Raw genomic sequence first — 16,999 nt, forward strand, 5'->3', positions numbered from 1 at the left:
ACCCGCCGAAACACTCGACGCACTACTGTGCGACCCACTCAATCCACCCGCTGTTGCATAGACGCCTTGAACCCAAGCGGCAACAACCGTGCGCTCGGCGACGTGTCAGGGAGGGTACGGTGATGTGCGCGGACGAGTTGGCCGGGCGACCGCGGACCGGAAACGGTTCGAGGAAAGTCCGGACTTCACAGAGCAGGGTGATTGCCAACAGCAATCCGAGGTGACTCGCGGGACAGTGCCACAGAAAACAGACCGCCACCGCCGAGCTTTCGGGCTCTGCGGTGGTAAGGGTGAAACGGTGCGGTAAGAGCGCACCAGCACCCCGGGTGACCGGGGTGGCTCGGTAAACCCCACCCGAAGCAAGGCCAAGAAGGCCGCACAGCGTGCGGCTGCGCAGGCGCCCGAGGGTTGCTCGCCCGATGCCTGCGGGTAGGCCGCTCGAGGCACCCGGCGACGGTGTGTCCAGATGGATGGTCGCCGCCGTGTGGTCAGCAATGACGACACGGAACAGAATCCGGCTTACAGGCCAACTCGTCCGCCCCTTCGGGCATGCTAAAACGATGTCGAAGCGCCAGGAGTACATCCGCGCTCTCTACGAGGGTTCGCTGGCCGAGCCCGGCGACGAGAACCCCTACCCCGAGGAGTCGTTGGCGCTGTCGAGATTGTGGATGCGGGGCTACCAGCGCATGCTGCGGGTCCGGATCCAGACCGGCCCGGCGATGCAGTCGACGCCGCCGTACAGCCTCAACTGACCTTGCGCATCGCCTTGTCGAGTTTGCGCAGCGCTTTGTCCACCTTCCCGCGCGCCCGCTCGGCGACCTCGGTCTCCACCTGGTGCAGCACCCCGTAGGTGAACGTGTCCTCACCCGCGGCCCGCGCGGCGTCGGCCTCCTGCAGCAGATGCTTACGGCTGACCACGCTGTCCTGGTGGTCGCCGAGCAGCGACTGCACCGCCTTCGCCCGCTCCGACACCTTGCCCGCACCCGTGGCCGATGCGGTGTAGCGAAGGCGCTTGGCGCCCTTGCGGATTCGATGCAACGCCTCGGCCCGGTCGGTCTCGGCGGCCTTCGCGGCCTTCTTGGCGGCCTTGCGGACCCGTTTGTAGGCGGCGTTGATCGTGGTCTGCGACGACTGCTCCCCGTCGGCCGCCGGTTCCGCGCTCACCAGACCCTCGAGCGCGTCGAGCAGCCGGAAGTACCGCTGCGACCGCATCGCGAGCACCGAACGTCGCCACCCCGACTTGTACCGCCGCCGCGCACCGTCGACGAGCCGCTCGCGCACCGGCCCGCGCACCAGTTCGGCCTCCAGCCCGTCGAGCGCCTCGGCGTACCGCTCCGCGAGCACCTCGGCGTCGCGGGCCACCCCGAGCACCGCGGCCAACTGCCGCAGCTCGTCGAGCACCCAGGCGTCGTCGGAGAGCCCGAACACCGACCCGGCGGACTGCAGCAGGCTGCGGATCTTGCGTGTGGTGACCCGCATCTGATGCACGGCGTCCTCGACGTCCGCGCGCACCGCGCGGTCCCACTCGACGAGCTCGTCGACCAGCTCGGTGACCGCGCGGCGCACTGGATCCTCGTCCCGGGTCCGCACCTCGTCGTCGCCCTGACCCGTGCCGAGCACCCTGCCGAGTTTCGATCCGTGGCCGGCGATCGCCGCACCCGCGTCGAGCACCCGGTTGGTCAACCGGTCGAGCAGCTTCGCATCACCCGCCCCGACGAGTTCGAGCTCCCATTCCCGCCACCGCTGTTCGTCGCCGCCCTCGGCCGCCGCGGTCACCTCGTCGTCGCAGAACTCGGCCACCGCATCCCCGTCGGGGCCGTGCAGCATGTCGACCGTGCGCCGGGTGCTGATCCGCGCCACGGGCGCCAGCGAACGGTCCCGCACGATCGCCAGCACCACGTCGCGCAGATCCTCGGGCACCTCGTCCTCCGGTCCGTCCAACGAGGCACGCACCTCCGTGCGCGCGTCGGGCCCGGCGGGCAGCTTCAGATGCCAGCCGGCGTCGGGGCCACCGGTGCGGCGGCGCAACGTGATCCGGTGCGCGGACAGATCCCGTCCCGGGGTGTCGAAGTACACGGCGTCGAGCTGCTGGACGGGCAGCCGCTCCACCCGTGCGATCGCGCTGAGGCCCTCGAAAGAGGGGGAGACGGTCGACTCCGGGACATCGAACTTGCGCTCCACCTCGGTGTGTCGAGAGGTCTTCGGCGTCTTGGCTGCCATGTCCACCTTCGCTCGTCCGTGCGGGCATCCCAGCCTGCCACACCCAGGTGAACGAAACCCGGTGTCGCCGATCGCTACAGTCCTCTCGTGAGCGAATACGAGGCAATCACGTTCGAACAGTCGGGTCCGGTGACGCGGATCGTGCTCAACCGGCCCGATGCGGCCAACGGCATGAACGACACCATGACCGCCGAACTCGCCGACGCGGCCGCCCGCTGCGACACCGCGGGCACCAAAGCCGTCGTCCTCACCGGATCCGGCCGGTTCTTCTGCGCGGGAGGCGATCTCAAGTCCTTCGCGGCGGCGCCGTCGCGGGGCCGCTTCATCAAGGGTGTCGCCGACGATCTGCACCGGGCGATCTCCACCTTCGCGCGTATGGACGCGGTGCTGGTCACCGCCGTCAACGGCGCCGCCGCGGGCGCCGGGTTCAGCATCGCGGTCGCCGGCGATCTGGTGCTCGCCGCCGAATCCGCGTCGTTCACGATGGCCTACACCAAGGTCGGTCTCAGCCCCGACGGCAGCGCGTCCTACCACCTGCCCCGGCTGATCGGGCTGCGCCGGGCCCAGGAACTGATGCTGACCAACCGGACGCTCCCGGCCGCCGAGGCCCTCGACTGGGGTCTGGTCACCGAGGTGGTGCCCGACGCCGAACTCGGCGACCGCGCGACCGCGGTGGCCGAACGGATGGCCGCCGGTTCGGCGTCGTCACACGGTGCGGTGAAGACCCTGCTCGCGGCCTCGTTCACCAACGGGCTGGAGGAGCAGATGGAACTGGAGGGCCGGACCATCGCGCAGCGCGCCGACTCCGCCGACGGCCGCGAAGGCGTCGACGCATTCCTCGGGAAGCGGAAGGCCGAGTTCGCCTAGAACGAGTGCTCGTCGGCCGGGAACACCCCGGCCGCCACCTCGTCGGCGTACTGCGTTGCCGCGCGGCGCAATTCGCCGCCCACATCGCCGAAGCGCTTGACGAACTTCGCGGTCCTGCCCGCGGTCAGGCCTGCCATGTCCTGCCAGACCAGCACCTGCCCATCGCAATTCGGGCCTGCCCCGATGCCGATGGTGGGGATGGTCAGCTTGCCGGTGATCTGGGTGGCCAGTTCGGCGGGCACCATCTCCATCACCACCGAGAACGCGCCCGCCTCCTGCACGGCGATCGCATCGGCGATGGTCTGGTCGGCGGCGTCGCCGCGGCCCTGCACCTTGAACCCGCCGAGGCCGTTGACGCTCTGCGGGGTGAAGCCGATGTGCGCCATGACCGGGATGCCGGCCGCGGACAGCGTCGCGATCTGCTCGGCGACGCGTTCGCCGCCTTCGAGCTTCACGGCGTGCGCACCGGTCTCCTTGAGGAACCGGGTGGCCGTGGACAGCGCGAGGCGAGGGCCTTCTTCATAGCTGCCGAACGGCAGATCCGCGACGACGAGCGCGTGCGGGGCGCCGCGGACCACGCCGCGGACGAGCGGGATGAGCTCGTCGATCGTGATCGGCACCGTGGTGTCGTAGCCGTAGACGACGTTGGCCGCGGAATCGCCGACCAGCAGGACGGGGATGCCGGCGTCGTCGAATGCGCGGGCGGTGGAGTAGTCGTAGGCGGTCAGCATCGCCCACTTGTGGCCTTCGGCCTTCCACTTCTGCAAATGGGTGGTGCGCACTTTGACGCGGGGTTTGGCGGCCTTCTGATCGTCGGCAGCGCCGTACACAGTCTGCTCAGACATCGTTGTCCCTCGTGATGGTCGGTTCGAGCCTCGAGGCCCATCCGGGTCCCCGGGTCGTCTGACGCCCCAAGTCTGCCACTGGTGTAACAGTGACGTGAACGAACTGTTGAGTGGATTTCCTCACACCACCGCTGATCGCCCCTACGCTGAAGCGCATGCAACGGCTCAGCGGGCTCGACGCCAGCTTCCTGTACCTCGAGACCGCTCAGCAACTCCTCCACGTGTGCTCGATCCTCGAGTTGGACACCACGACGATGCCCGGTGGCTACACGTTCGAGAAGCTGCGCGACGCGCTGGCCCGCCGCATCGAATCCATGCCCCAGTTCCGGGAGAAGCTCGCCGACAGCCGGTTCAACCCGGATCATCCGGTGTGGGTGGAGGACAAGGACTTCGACGTCGACCGCCATCTGCATCGCGCCGGACTGCCCGCGCCGGGCGGCCGCGAGGAACTGGCGGAGTTCATCGGCCACATCGCCTCGATGCCGCTCGACCGGTCCCGCCCGCTGTGGGAGAAGTGGGTGATCGAGGGCATCGACGGCACCGATGCCCGCGAGGGCGGCCCGCTGGTGGTGGTGACGAAGGTGCACCACGCCGCCGTCGACGGCGTCACCGGCGCCAGCCTGATGTCGCAGCTGTGCAGCACCGAACCCGACGCACCCGACCCCGAACCCGTCGCGGGCGTGGGCGGCGGGAATCAGGTCGAGATCGCGGTGAACGGGGCGATCCGGTTCGCCACCCGGCCGCTCAAACTGGTCAACGCGCTGCCGGCCACGGTGAACACCGTGCTCGACACCGTCCGCCGGGCGCGGGCGGGGCTGTCGATGGCCCCGCCGTTCGTGGCACCGCAGACCCCGTTCAACGCCAATGTGAGCGGCCACCGCAACATCGCGTTCGCCCAACTCGACCTCGAGGACGTCAAGAAGGTCAAGAACCACTTCGGCGTCAAGGTCAACGACGTCGTGATGGCGCTGGTGTCCGGGGTGCTGCGCAAGTTCCTGGCCGACCGCGACCAGCTGCCGGGCAGCACGCTGATCGCGGCGGTGCCGGTGTCGGTGCACGACAAGTCCGGCCGGCCGGGCCGCAACCAGGTGTCGGCGATGTTCTCCCGCCTCGAAACCCACATCGCCGACCCGGCTGACCGGATCAAGGCGATAGCCGAAGCCAATTCCGTTGCCAAACAGCATAATTCGGCGATCGGCGCGACGCTGCTGCAGGACTGGACGCAGTTCGCCGCTCCGGCGGTGTTCGGCACCGCGATGCGCGTCTACGCCGCGAGCCGGCTGTCCGGGGCGCGGCCGGTGCTCAACCTCGTCGTCTCCAACGTGCCCGGCCCGCAGGTGCCGCTGTACTACCTGGGCAACGAGGTCAAGGCGATGTACCCGATCGGGCCGATCTTCCACGGCTCCGGACTGAACATCACCGTGATGTCGCTCAACGGCAAACTCGACGTCGGAATCGTGTCGTGTCCGGAGTTGCTGCCCGACCTGTGGGACCTGGCCGACGACTTCTCCGCCGCGCTCGACGAACTGCTCGACGCGACCCGGTAAAACGCGGCCCCACCAGCGCTTGCGAGGGTCCGCAGCGGTTCATGGCAGCATGTGGAGCCATGAGGCTTCGGATCGGGGTCGCGGCGACCGTCATCGCACTGCCGCTCGTAGCGGGCTGCAGCAACGTGGTCGACGGTCGCGCGGTCGTCGCGGTGCCGCGGCCGGGCACACCGATCCAGTGGGCGCCGTGCCAGGCCGGCGCCCCGTCGGACCAGTCCCGCATCCCCGCGGGCGCCGAATGCGGCCTGCTGTCGGTGCCGGTCGACTACACCAAACCCGACGGTGACGTGGCGCGGCTGGCGATGATCCGGTTCAAGGCCACCGGCGACAAGATCGGCTCGCTGCTGCTGAACCCGGGCGGGCCCGGCGAATCCGGTGTCGAGGCGGCCGCGTCGATGCTCAACACCATGCCGCCGTCGGTCCGCGAACGGTTCGACGTCGTCGGCTTCGACCCGCGCGGCGTCGGATCGTCCACCCCGGCGGTGTGGTGCAACTCCGACGCCGACAACGACCGGCTGCGCGCCGACCCCCAGGTCGACTACTCGCCGGAGGGCGTCGAACGCATCGAGGGGGAGACCAAGGCGTTCATCCAGCGCTGTGTGGACAAGTCCGGCAAGGAGTTCCTCGCCAACATCGGCACCGTCAACGTCGCCAAGGACCTCGACGCGATGCGCGCCGCGCTGGGCGACGACAAACTGACCTACCTCGGTTACTCCTACGGCACCCGCATCGGTGCGGCCTACGCCGAACAGTTCCCGGAGAAGGTCCGGGCGATGATCCTCGACGGCGCCGTCGACCCGAACGCCGACCCGCTGCAGGCCGACATCCGGCAGGCCACCGCCTTCCAGACCGCGTTCGACAACTTCGCCGCCGACTGCGCCCAGCGCGCCAGTTGTCCGCTGGGCACCGATCCGGCCAAGGCCGTCGAGGTCTACAAGAGCCTGGTCGACCCGCTGGTCGACAAACCGGCCCAGACCGACGACCCGCGCGGGCTGAGCTACAGCGATGCGGTCGTCGGCACCATCCAGACGCTGTACTCGCCGAGCCTGTGGCGCTACCTCACCCAGGGGCTGTCCGAACTGCAGCGCGGGCGCGGTGACACCATGCTCGCGCTGTCCGACCTGTACATGCGCCGGGATGCCAAGGGCCACTACAACAATTCGACCGATGTGCGGGTCGCGGTGAACTGCGTGGACCGCCCGCCGGTGACCGACCGCGAGAAGATCGCCGAACAGGACCGCAAACTGCGCGAGGTCGCGCCGTTCATGAGCTACGGCGAATTCACCGGGCACGCACCGTTGTCCACGTGTGCGTTCTGGCCCGTCGAGCCGACCACCGAACCGCACGAGATCAAGGTCAGCGGGCTGCCCCCGATCCTGGTGGTCTCCACCACCAACGATCCGGCCACCCCGTACCAGGCCGGTGTCGACCTGGCCCGCCAACTGGGCGGCACGATGCTCACCTTCGAGGGCACCCAGCACACCGTGGTCTTCCAGGGCAACCCGTGCGTCGACGACATCGCCGCCACGTACCTGATCGACGTCAAGGTCCCGCCGCCGGACACCCGGTGCCGCTGAACCCGGTCACAGCCCGGTCACCGTTTGCCTGCGGGCTGCGCCCGGGCGCTCCGCCCGTGCGACCATGATCGCCATGAGGCGGGCAGGGTGGGGTTCGATGCTGGCCGCCTTGGCGCTCGTCGCCTCGGCCGTCGCCGCGGGTACGGCGTCGGCGACCCCGGAGGGGCAGGCCACCCAGCGATTCGGTGCACCGCCGGTGTGGGGAACGTGTCAGCAGTGGGTGGACGCGGGCCGTATACCCGGCGCGCAGTGCGGGACGGTGTCGGTGCCGGTGGACTACAACCGACCCGACGGCACCCAGGCCCAACTCGCGGTCATCCGGGTCCCTGCGACCGGTGATCGCATCGGCACGCTCATGGTCAATCCCGGCGGGCCGGGCGCCTCGGCGGTCGACACCGTGGCCGGTATGGGCGCCGCGCTGGCCGACACCGAGATCGGCAGGCACTTCGACCTGGTCGGCTGGGACCCGCGCGGCGTCGGGCACTCCACCCCGCAACTGCGCTGCCGCACCGACGCCGAATTCGACGCCTACCGACGCGAACCGCTGGCCGACTACAGCCCGGCCGGCGTCGCGCACATCGAGGACGTCTACCGCACGCTGGCCCAGCAGTGCGTCGACCGGATGGGCCTCGACTTCCTCGCCAACATCGGCACCGCCGCCGCCGCGCAGGACATGGACGTCGTGCGGGCGGCCCTGGGGGAGAACCAGATCAACTACCTCGGATTCTCCTACGGCACCGAACTCGGCGCCGCCTACGCCGCGCGCTACCCCGACCGGGTGCGCGCGATGGTGCTCGACGGGGCGGTCGACCCGAGCCTGAACCCGATCGACGAATCCGTCGCGCAGCAGGCCGGTTTCCAGCGCGCGTTCGACGCCTACGCCGCGGACTGCGCCAGATCCGCCGGATGCCCGCTCGGCAGCGATCCCACCCAGTTCGTCGCGCGGTACCACCAACTCGTCGACCCGCTGGTCGCCCAGCCCGCGACCACCTCCGACCCGCGCGGGCTGAGCTATCAGGACGCGATCACCGGAACCGGTAACGCGCTCTACAGCCCCCGGTTCTGGCCGTACCTCACCAGCGGGCTGCTCGGACTGCAACGCGGCACCGACCCCGGCGATTTGCTGGCGCTCGCCGACGAGTACCAACGCCGAGACGCCGCGGGGCACTACGCCAACCGGCAGGACGCGTTCACCGCGATCCGCTGCGTCGACGCGCCGTCGCCGACCGAGCCCGCGGTGTGGGTCGAGGCGGATCGGCGGTTCCGCGAGGCCGCGCCGTTCCTGTCCTACGGTGCCTTCACCGGATTCGCCCCGCGCGACATCTGCGCGCTGTGGCCGGTCCCCGCCACCTCGGCGCCGCGGCCCGCGACGAACCCGGGCCCCGGCAAGGTGGTCGTGGTGTCCACCACCGGCGATCCGGCCACCCCGTACGAGGCCGGCGTCGCGCTGGCCCGGCAGATGGGCGCATCCCTGATCACGTTCGACGGTAAGCAGCACACCGTGGTCTTCAACGGCGACGCGTGCGTGGACACCGCCGTGGTGCGCTACCTGGTCGACGGTGTGGTGCCACCCAACGATCTGCAATGCTGAAAAACTCCGGAGCAGCGCCGTAACACAGAATTAACAGCCGGAACCTACGCTCGCGGTCATGGATCGCCAGAAGGAATTCGTGCTCCGCACGCTGGAGGAACGCGATATCCGTTTCGTCCGACTGTGGTTCACGGATGTCCTCGGTTACCTGAAGTCGGTGGCGATCGCGCCCGCCGAACTCGAGGGCGCCTTCGAGGAGGGCATCGGCTTCGACGGCTCGTCGATCGAGGGCTTCGCGCGCGTCTCGGAGGCCGACATGGTCGCCCGGCCCGATCCGTCGACGTTCCAGGTCCTCCCGTGGGCCGACCACTCCGGTAAGCATCACTCCGCCCGGATGTTCTGCGACATCACGATGCCCGACGGATCACCGTCGTGGGCGGACTCGCGCCACGTGCTGCGCCGTCAGCTCGCCAAGGCCAGCGATCTGGGTTTCTCCTGCTACGTCCACCCGGAGATCGAGTTCTTCCTGCTCAAACCCGGCCCCAACGACGGAAGTGTGCCCGTCCCTGCTGATAACGGCGGCTACTTCGACCAGGCCGTGCACGATTCGGCGCCCAACTTCCGCCGCCACGCCATCGACGCGCTCGAGCAGATGGGCATCTCGGTGGAGTTCAGCCACCACGAGGGCGCCCCCGGCCAGCAGGAGATCGACCTGCGCTACGCCGACGCGCTGTCCATGGCCGACAACGTGATGACGTTCCGCTACGTCGTCAAGGAGGTCGCGCTCGGCGACGGCGTGCGGGCGTCGTTCATGCCCAAACCGTTCGCCGAACACCCCGGCTCGGCGATGCACACCCACATGAGCCTGTTCGAGGGCGACACCAACGCCTTCCACAGCCCCGACGATCCGCTGCAGCTCTCCGACGTCGCGAAGTCGTTCATCGCGGGCATCCTCGAACACGCCAGCGAGATCAGCGCCGTCACCAACCAGTGGGTGAACTCCTACAAGCGGCTCGTGCACGGCGGGGAGGCCCCGACGGCGGCGTCCTGGGGTGCGGCGAACCGCTCGGCGCTGGTGCGCGTCCCGATGTACACCCCGCGCAAGGCGTCCTCGCGCCGCATCGAGGTGCGCAGCCCCGATTCGGCGTGCAACCCCTACCTCACGTTCGCGGTCCTGCTGGCCGCCGGACTGCGCGGTGTCGAGAAGGGTTACGTGCTCGCCCCGCAGGCCGAGGACAACGTGTGGAGCCTGACGCCCGAGGAGCGCCGGGCCATGGGCTACAAGGAGCTGCCCAGCAGCCTCGGCGTCGCGCTCGGCGAGATGGAGAACTCCGAACTCGTCGCCGAAGCGTTGGGGGAACACGTCTTCGACTACTTCCTGCGCAACAAGCGCGCCGAGTGGGAGACCTACCGCAGCCACGTCACGCCGTACGAGATCCAGGCCTACCTCTCGCTGTAGGCCGGGCGCGGTAACGTCAGCAGCGTGGCCAGACCGTCGACCGAGCGCTCCAAGCTGCCCAGTGTCGGGCGCCTGGGGCTGGTGCAGGAACAGGCGCCTGCGCTGCTGGATCAGCTGGGCTGGAACACCGACCGCCACGTCGAGCTGCTGTGGTCGCTGTCGCGGGCCCCGGACGCCGACAGCGCGCTGCACACCATGGTGCGGCTGGCCGAGGCGCTCGGCGACGAATGGGACGAACTCAACGGCGTCCTGCTGACCGACAAACCGTTGCGCGGACGGCTGTTCGCGGTGCTCGGTTCGTCGCTGGCCCTCGGTGACCACCTCGTGGCCCATCCAGACAGATGGCGGCTGCTCGCGGGCAAGGTCGCGCTGCCGAGCGCCGAGGCGCTGCGCGAGGAGTTCACCGCACTGGCCGAAGCGGCCGCCGACAGTGCTGCGGCGATGGCGCCACTGCGCAACCTCTACCGCGACCGGCTGCTCGTGCTCGCCGCGCTCGACACCGCGCCGACGGTGGAGAACGAACCCGTCCTGCCGTTCACGACGGTCGGCCGGCACCTGTCCGATCTGGCCGACGCCGCACTCGCCAGTGCGCTCGAGGTGGCGATGCGCTCGGTGTGCGGCGACGGTCAGCGGCCGCGGATCGCCGTCGTCGCGATGGGCAAATGCGGTGCGCGCGAACTGAACTACGTCAGCGACGTCGACGTGATCTTTGTAGTGGGGGAGGCCGCCGAGTCCGACATCCGGATCTCCACCCGGGTGGCGGGGGAGATGATGCGCTTCGCCGCCGACGCGTTCTTCGAAGTCGACGCCGCGCTGCGTCCGGAGGGTAAACACGGCCAGCTGGTCCGCACCCTGGACTCCCACGTCGCCTACTACCAGCGCTGGGCCAAGACCTGGGAGTTCCAGGCGCTGATGAAGGCGCGGCCCGCCGCCGGTGACGCCGAGCTGGGCCGTCAGTACATCGAGGCGCTGGCACCGATGGTGTGGACGGCTTGCGAACGTGAGGATTTCGTCCCCGAGGTGCAGGCGATGCGGCGCCGGGTGGAGGAGCTGGTGCCCGCCGGGGTGCGGGCCCGGGAGCTGAAACTGGGCACCGGCGGCCTGCGCGACGTCGAGTTCGCCGTGCAGCTGCTGCAGCTCGTGCACGGCCGCAACGACGAATCGCTGCACGTGGCGTCGACCGTCGACGCGTTGGCCGCGCTGGCCGAGGGCGGCTACGTCGGCCGCGACGACGCCGCCAACATGACCGCGTCGTATGAGTTCCTGCGGCTCCTCGAGCACCGGCTGCAGCTGCAGCGGCTCAAACGCACGCACATGCTGCCCGAGACCGACGACGACGAGGCGCTGCGCTGGCTGGCCCGCGCCGCCCACGTCCGCCCCGACGGGCAGCACGACGCGCTCGGCGTGTTGCGCGAGGAACTCAAGCGGCAGAGCCTGCGGGTGTCGCGGCTGCACGCCAAACTCTTCTACCAGCCGCTGTTGGAGTCGGTCGGCCAACCCACGGTGGGCATCGAACCCGGGATGAGCACCGCCGCGGCCGAAAGGCAGCTGGCCGCACTGGGTTACGAGGGTCCGCAGAGTGCGCTGACCCATCTGGCGGCGCTGACCGGCGAGGGCACCAGGCGCGGCCGCGTGCAGCGGGTGCTGCTGCCGACGCTGCTGGACTGGCTGTCGGACACCCCCGACCCCGACGCCGGCCTGCTGGCCTACCGCCGCATCAGCGAGGCGCTGGCCGACCAGCGCTGGTACCTGGGCACGCTGCGCGACGAGGGTGCCGTCGCGAAACGGCTGATGCGGGTGCTGGGCACCTCGGCCTACATCCCGGACCTGTTGTTGCGCGCCCCCGAGGTCATCCAGCTGTACGCCGACGGCCCCAACGGCCCGAAGCTGCTCGACACCGAACCGGAGGCGATGGCGCGCGGGCTGGTGGCCTCGGCGGGTAGGCACGCCGACCCGGTGCGGGCCATCGCCGCGGCGCGCACGCTGCGCAGGCGCGAACTCGCGCGGATCGCCTCGGCGGATGTGCTGGGCATGCTCGACGTCACGGAGGTGTGCCGCGCGCTGACCGCGCTGTGGGTGTCGGTGCTGCAGGCCGCGCTCGATGCGGTGATGCGCGCCAACGCCCCCGAGGGCGGCCCGCCGGCCCGGATCGCGGTGATCGGCATGGGCCGGCTTGGTGGTCAGGAACTCGGCTACGGCTCGGACGCCGACGTGATGTTCGTGTGCGAACCCTGCCACGGCGCCGACGAATCCGTCGCGGTGAAGTGGGCGGTCGGCATCGCCGAACGGGTGCGGTCCCTGCTGGGGACGCCGAGTTCGGATCCGCCGCTGGAGGTCGACACCGGGCTGCGGCCCGAGGGACGCAACGGACCGCTGGTGCGCACGCTGGCGTCCTACGAGGCGTACTACACGAAGTACGCCCAGCCGTGGGAGGTGCAGGCGCTGCTGCGTGCGCACCGCGTCGCCGGCGACCTCGAACTCGGTGAGCGGTTCCTGCTCATGGTCGACAAGACCCGGTACCCCGCCGGGGGCGTCTCGGCCGAAGCGGTGCAGGAGATCCGGCGGATCAAGGCCCGCGTCGACGCCGAACGGCTGCCGCGCGGTGCGGATCCCAACACCCACACCAAACTCGGCCGCGGCGGGCTCGCCGACATCGAGTGGACCGTGCAACTCATGCAGCTGCGGTTCGCCCACAAGGTGCCCGCCCTGCACTGCACGTCGACGCTCGAGGCGCTCAACGCGATCGGCGCCGCCGAACTCATCGCCGAGGGCGACGTCGACCTGCTGCGCCAGGCGTGGCTGACTGCGACCCGGGCCCGCAACGCGCTTGTCCTGGTCCGCGGCAAGCCCACCGACCAGCTGCCCGGCCCCGGCCGGATGCTCAACGCGGTGGCGGTGGCCGCCGGGTGGGGCGACGACGACGGCGGCGAGTTCCTCGACAACTACCTGCGGGTGACGCGGCGTGCGAAGACGGTGGTGCGCAAGGTCTTCGGCGGCTGATGAAGTTCTACGTCAGCCCGGCGTTCGTCGACACCAGCGAGATCGTCGAGATCGCCCGCGCCGCAGATGAACTCGGATACGACGGGCTCGGCGTGCCGGATCACGTGGTGAACCTCGAGACGCTCGCGACGCCGTATCCCTATACCCGCGACGGGCAGCGGCGGTGGCAGCCGTTCACGCACTGGCCGGACCCGTGGGTGCTCATCGGTGCGCTGGCGCAGGTCACCACCCGGCTGCGGTTCGTCACCACCGTCTATGTCCCCGCGATGCGCGATCCGTACTCGGCCGCCAAGGCCATCGGCACCGCATCGACGCTGGCCGGCGGCCGTGTCGAACTCGGCATCGGCGTCGGCTGGTGCGAGGACGAATTCCGGTTGATGGGGCAGCGGTTCGACCGCAGGGGCGCTCGCACCGACGAGATGCTCGACCTGTTCAATGCGCTTTGGTCGCCGGGCTGGACCGAATTCGACGGGGAGTTCTACTCGACGCCGCGCCTGGAGATGGAGCCGAGCCCGCCGCACATCCCGATCTACGTCGGCGGCCTGTCCGATGTGGCACTGCGGCGTGCCGCCCGCAACGACGGCTGGATCGGCGATCTGATCACCACCGACCGCGCGATCGCGGTGGCTGGCCAGCTGCGTGAGTTGCGCCGTGCGGCAGGCCTTTCGGTCGACGACTACACGATCCTCACCCCGCTGACCGATGCGCTGGTGCGGGCCGACTACGACCGCGCGGAAGCCGCCGGGATCACCCACATCCTGACCATGCCGTGGATGTTCTACACCGGGGCCGACGCCACGCTGGCCGAGAAGATCGACGGGATGAAACGGTTCCGCGTCGACCTCGGACTGGACACCTGAGGCGAAGGCGGGGCGGCTCAACTCATCTCGTCGCGTTCGGCGTCCCGCGTGCCGAGGTGGTCGAGGATGCCGGTGAGGCCGAGGATCCGTTCGAAGTAGGCGGGCCGGTTGTCGATGTGCAGGTCGACGTTCGCGGCCGCCGCCCTGCGGTCGACGAGCAGCAGCCCGGACAGCCCCACCGAATCGCAGAAGCCGAGTTCGGCGCAGTCGATGTGCAGCGCGCGAACCTCGGGGTGCTCGTCGAGCACGCGGCCCGCGGTGTCGACGAACCCGTCGGTGGTGGCGGCGTCGAGGTCACCGCTGATACGCACGGTGGCGGCGTGGTGTTCGGCGTCGACGGACACGGTGAGGTTCATGCGATCGGCTCCCGGTCGGCGACGGTGCGGCCCAACGCGACCGCGGCGGTCGCGAGCAGCCGCTGAGAGCGGGGGAAGTCGACCAGTTGGCCCTGCAGCGATTCCAGCGCCGGGTGCAGTGAGTCGGCCGGTACGCCGCGGGCGAGCAGGATCTCCGCGGTCCACGTCATGAACCCGGTGAACAGCTCGTCGTCGTCGAGGTAGAGCGCGGTCGCCAGGAAGTCGACGATGTGGGCGATGTCCTCGGCGGTGTGCCGGCGCTGCTGGTCGGTGTAGGTCCGCATGGCCGGGTACCGGTTTTCCAGATCGTCGAGGGTCGCCCGCACCAGTTGCGGGGCCGTCCGGCTGACCATGGTGTACTCCTGGTCGCCGAGATGGGGCAGATCGTCGATGGCTTGATGCGCCGACGGCCGACGTCGGCGCGGCACACCGCGACTGAGGCTTTCGGCGGCCGCGCGGGCATCGGGGCCCCAGCCGTCCGCGCCGAGCAGGCGGGCCCGCCGCCCGTCCGTCCCGAACGCCGCCCCGCCCACGATGACCGGCACACCCGCGGCCTGGCAAGCGGTGATCGCCGTGTGCGCGGTGGGCAGCCCGGTCGGGATGGAGCACGACAGCGCCACCGCGACCGGGCCGGTGCGGTGCACGTGGGCGATGAGGTGCGGGGTCGGCACCTGGGCGCCCAGGAAGTCGACCTGCCAGCCGCGTAGCCGCAGCACCTCGGCGAGCAGACGCGCGGGCAGCGCATGCCATTCGCCGTCGATGCAGGCCACCGTCACCCGGCCCGCCTTCGGCGTCGTCGCGCTAGCGGGGTGGTGAGCCAGCGCCGCGATCACCCGGTCGTTGATGGCGGTGGCGGCATGCTCCTGGGCCACGGTGAGCCGGTTGGCGGCCCACTCGCTGCCGACGCGGTGCTGGACCGGCGCGATGACCTCGAGCAACGCGTCCTCCGGGGCCATGCCCGCGTCGATCGCACTGAAAACCGCTGCGGCCGCGGCATATTCGTCACCGTCGACCACGGCGCTCCACAGCTGCCCGCGCGCGGCCTCGATCGCGGGGCTCACGCGGTGAACCGGCCCGCGGTATGGCCGTCGACCGCGCTCAGGTGCGCGCGGCGCGGCGCGGTGATCGCGACCACGGCGATGTCGTCGTGCTCGCGGCGGTTCACCCACTGCGTCGCGACCATCATGATCCGCTCGACGACGGCCTCGGCGGGAATCCCGGCGCACTGTTCGAGGACCTCGGTGAGGCGCTGCTCGCCGAACATCTCGGAGCCGAGTGGACCGCCGCGGGCCTCGGTCACACCGTCGGTGTAGAGCACGCAGGTCTCGCCGGGCGCCAGTGTGGTCTCGAACGTCTGCGCCCGGATCTGCTCGAGCACCCCGACCAGGTGGCCGTGGGTGTCGGCCTCCTCGACGTGACCGTCGGCGCGCACGATCAGCGGTGCGCAGTGCCCGGCACTGGTCAACCGCAATGCCACCTCACCGTCGCGGCGGACCACCGACGCGAGCACCAGGGTGGCGAACCGGGTGTGGTCGGCCGAGAGCAGCGCGCTGTTGAGCAGCCGCAACACACCGTTGTGGTCGCGGGCCAGGGGCGCCAGCGCCTGCAGCGTGTTGCGGATCTTGCCGGTCATGACCGCGGCTTCCAGACCCTTACCGCAGACGTCGCCGAGTACGACCAGCGTGTCGTCCTCGGGGGTGATGCCGGGGTGCACGTCGTAGAAGTCGCCGCCGACCTCCTGGTGGTCCTCCGAGGCGCGGTATCCGCCTGCCAGTTCGAAACCGTGCACGCGGTGCAGCCGGGGCGGGATCAGATCGCGCATCAGGGTGCGGGTGATCGCCGACTGCTCGGCGTAGAGCGCGGCGGCCGACAGGGCGGCACCGGCCCGGGCCGCGAACAACCGCGCCGAGAGTTCCTCGTCGTCGTCAAAACCGGCTCGGCGGTGCGCCGCATCAGCACCAGCGCGCCGGCGGGCACCCCGAGCCCGGGGAGCGGGGTGATCAACACCGAACCCACCGAACCCCGGAAGTTCTGCGGCACAAGCCAATCCGGCAGTGCGGCGGCGTCGTGCCAGCGTGGCGGTACGGGCGGGAATCCGCGCAGCGCCTCATTGAGGCCCGCGACGACGGCGGGGTCGGCGTCGATCTGGCGCTGCTCCACCGTGCTGCCGTCGCCGCACACCACCGGCAGGATCCGGTGCGCGGTCAGCGGAGCGACGATGGCCGCCGCATCGGCCAGATGCCGGGTGGCCAGCTGGACCGCGGCCGCCGTACAGCGGTCGACGTTGAGGGTGGCCATCAGCACCGCCGAGGCCTCGTCGAGGAACGCGGTGCGGGCCTGTTCGCGGGTCAGGGCCTGCCGGGCGTCACGTAGATCGCCGCCGGCCTCCTCGACCAACCACCACGCCACCTCGCCGTCGAGGACGGTCGGGTGCGCTTCGAAGCGTTTGCCCTGCACCGAACCCGAGACCGGCTGCGGCGCCGATTCGCGATGCGCGTGGGACAGCCAGCGGGGTGCGGCGTCGTCCAAGGGGGCACCCACCACGGCCTGGGGGAGCAGCGTGGTCGCCTTGGCGCTGATGGCGCGGATGATCCCGGCAGCGTCGGCGACGATCACCGGGTGGGGAACGGATGACCACGCGGACCCGAGGCCCATGGCGGTGCTGCCGCCGATGGGACCGTCCCCACCCATGTCGCCTCCTCGCCGCGGAAATCGCCTTTGCCGACGCTACAGTGCC

12 protein-coding genes, 1 other RNA gene and 1 pseudogene are annotated in these 16,999 nt (G+C 70.3%); 9 read left to right on the top strand and 5 right to left on the bottom strand.

Going from position 1 to position 16,999, the window contains the following annotated elements; all coding sequences use genetic code 11:
- Positions 1 to 133 precede the first annotated feature (133 nt).
- Both rnpB and AU194_RS00005 read left to right on the top strand, forming a co-directional pair.
- Positions 134 to 538, top strand: an RNA gene (gene rnpB, locus AU194_RS01855) — RNase P RNA component class A.
- 22 nt (positions 539 to 560) lie between these two features.
- A complete protein-coding gene (locus AU194_RS00005; protein WP_059087205.1) occupies positions 561 to 752 on the top strand; it encodes a hypothetical protein in 192 nt (63 codons plus the stop codon).
- Here AU194_RS00005 and AU194_RS00010 read toward each other — a convergent pair.
- Positions 745 to 2,220, bottom strand: a complete 1,476-nt coding sequence (locus AU194_RS00010; protein WP_059087489.1) for a CYTH and CHAD domain-containing protein — start codon at positions 2,218 to 2,220, stop codon at positions 745 to 747. The genes AU194_RS00005 and AU194_RS00010 overlap by 8 nt on opposite strands.
- An 87-nt stretch (positions 2,221 to 2,307) precedes the next feature.
- On the opposite strand from AU194_RS00010, the gene AU194_RS00015 reads away from it, so the two are divergent.
- Positions 2,308 to 3,087, top strand: a complete 780-nt coding sequence (locus AU194_RS00015; protein WP_059087206.1) for an enoyl-CoA hydratase/isomerase family protein — start codon at positions 2,308 to 2,310, stop codon at positions 3,085 to 3,087.
- Here the strand turns inward: AU194_RS00015 and panB are convergent.
- Entirely contained in the window at positions 3,084 to 3,932 is an 849-nt protein-coding gene (gene panB, locus AU194_RS00020) for a 3-methyl-2-oxobutanoate hydroxymethyltransferase (protein ID WP_059087207.1), read from the bottom strand. The genes AU194_RS00015 and panB overlap by 4 nt on opposite strands.
- A 155-nt stretch (positions 3,933 to 4,087) precedes the next feature.
- Between panB and AU194_RS00025 the strand changes: the two genes are divergently transcribed.
- The 6 genes from AU194_RS00025 to AU194_RS00050 all read left to right on the top strand — a co-directional run bounded on the left by AU194_RS00025 (position 4,088) and on the right by AU194_RS00050 (position 13,906).
- Positions 4,088 to 5,479 (top strand): wax ester/triacylglycerol synthase family O-acyltransferase, encoded by a 1,392-nt coding sequence (locus AU194_RS00025; RefSeq protein WP_059087208.1) that lies wholly within the window; start codon positions 4,088 to 4,090, stop codon positions 5,477 to 5,479.
- 59 nt (positions 5,480 to 5,538) lie between these two features.
- Positions 5,539 to 7,056 (top strand): alpha/beta hydrolase, encoded by a 1,518-nt coding sequence (locus tag AU194_RS00030; RefSeq protein ID WP_197417468.1) that lies wholly within the window; start codon positions 5,539 to 5,541, stop codon positions 7,054 to 7,056.
- 64 nt (positions 7,057 to 7,120) lie between these two features.
- Positions 7,121 to 8,647 (top strand): alpha/beta hydrolase, encoded by a 1,527-nt coding sequence (locus AU194_RS00035; RefSeq protein WP_059087210.1) that lies wholly within the window; start codon positions 7,121 to 7,123, stop codon positions 8,645 to 8,647.
- Between the two features lie 58 nt (positions 8,648 to 8,705).
- Positions 8,706 to 10,046, top strand: a complete 1,341-nt coding sequence (gene glnA, locus AU194_RS00040; RefSeq protein ID WP_059087211.1) for a type I glutamate--ammonia ligase — start codon at positions 8,706 to 8,708, stop codon at positions 10,044 to 10,046.
- 24 nt (positions 10,047 to 10,070) lie between these two features.
- Entirely contained in the window at positions 10,071 to 13,046 is a 2,976-nt protein-coding gene (locus AU194_RS00045) for a bifunctional [glutamine synthetase] adenylyltransferase/[glutamine synthetase]-adenylyl-L-tyrosine phosphorylase (RefSeq protein WP_059087212.1), read from the top strand.
- On the top strand, positions 13,046 to 13,906 hold the full coding sequence (locus tag AU194_RS00050; protein ID WP_059087213.1) for a TIGR03619 family F420-dependent LLM class oxidoreductase: 861 nt from the start codon (positions 13,046 to 13,048) through the stop codon (positions 13,904 to 13,906). The genes AU194_RS00045 and AU194_RS00050 overlap by 1 nt, the downstream gene beginning before the upstream one ends.
- 17 nt (positions 13,907 to 13,923) lie before the next feature.
- Here AU194_RS00050 and AU194_RS00055 read toward each other — a convergent pair whose 3' ends face one another.
- The 3 genes and pseudogenes from AU194_RS00055 to AU194_RS00065 all read right to left on the bottom strand — a co-directional run bounded on the left by AU194_RS00055 (position 13,924) and on the right by AU194_RS00065 (position 16,953).
- Positions 13,924 to 14,262 (bottom strand): STAS domain-containing protein, encoded by a 339-nt coding sequence (locus AU194_RS00055; protein ID WP_059087214.1) that lies wholly within the window; start codon positions 14,260 to 14,262, stop codon positions 13,924 to 13,926.
- Positions 14,259 to 15,323: a B12-binding domain-containing protein gene (locus tag AU194_RS00060; RefSeq protein ID WP_059087215.1), complete on the bottom strand. Its 1,065-nt coding sequence runs from the start codon at positions 15,321 to 15,323 to the stop codon at positions 14,259 to 14,261. Before AU194_RS00060 ends, AU194_RS00055 begins: the two co-directional genes overlap by 4 nt.
- A pseudogene (locus AU194_RS00065) lies at positions 15,320 to 16,953 on the bottom strand (PP2C family protein-serine/threonine phosphatase). Before AU194_RS00065 ends, AU194_RS00060 begins: the two are co-directional and overlap by 4 nt.
- Between the last annotated feature and the right edge of the window lie 46 nt (positions 16,954 to 16,999).

The sequence above is a fragment of the Mycobacterium sp. GA-2829 genome, assembly GCF_001499965.1.
Lineage (GTDB): Bacteria > Actinomycetota > Actinomycetes > Mycobacteriales > Mycobacteriaceae > Mycobacterium.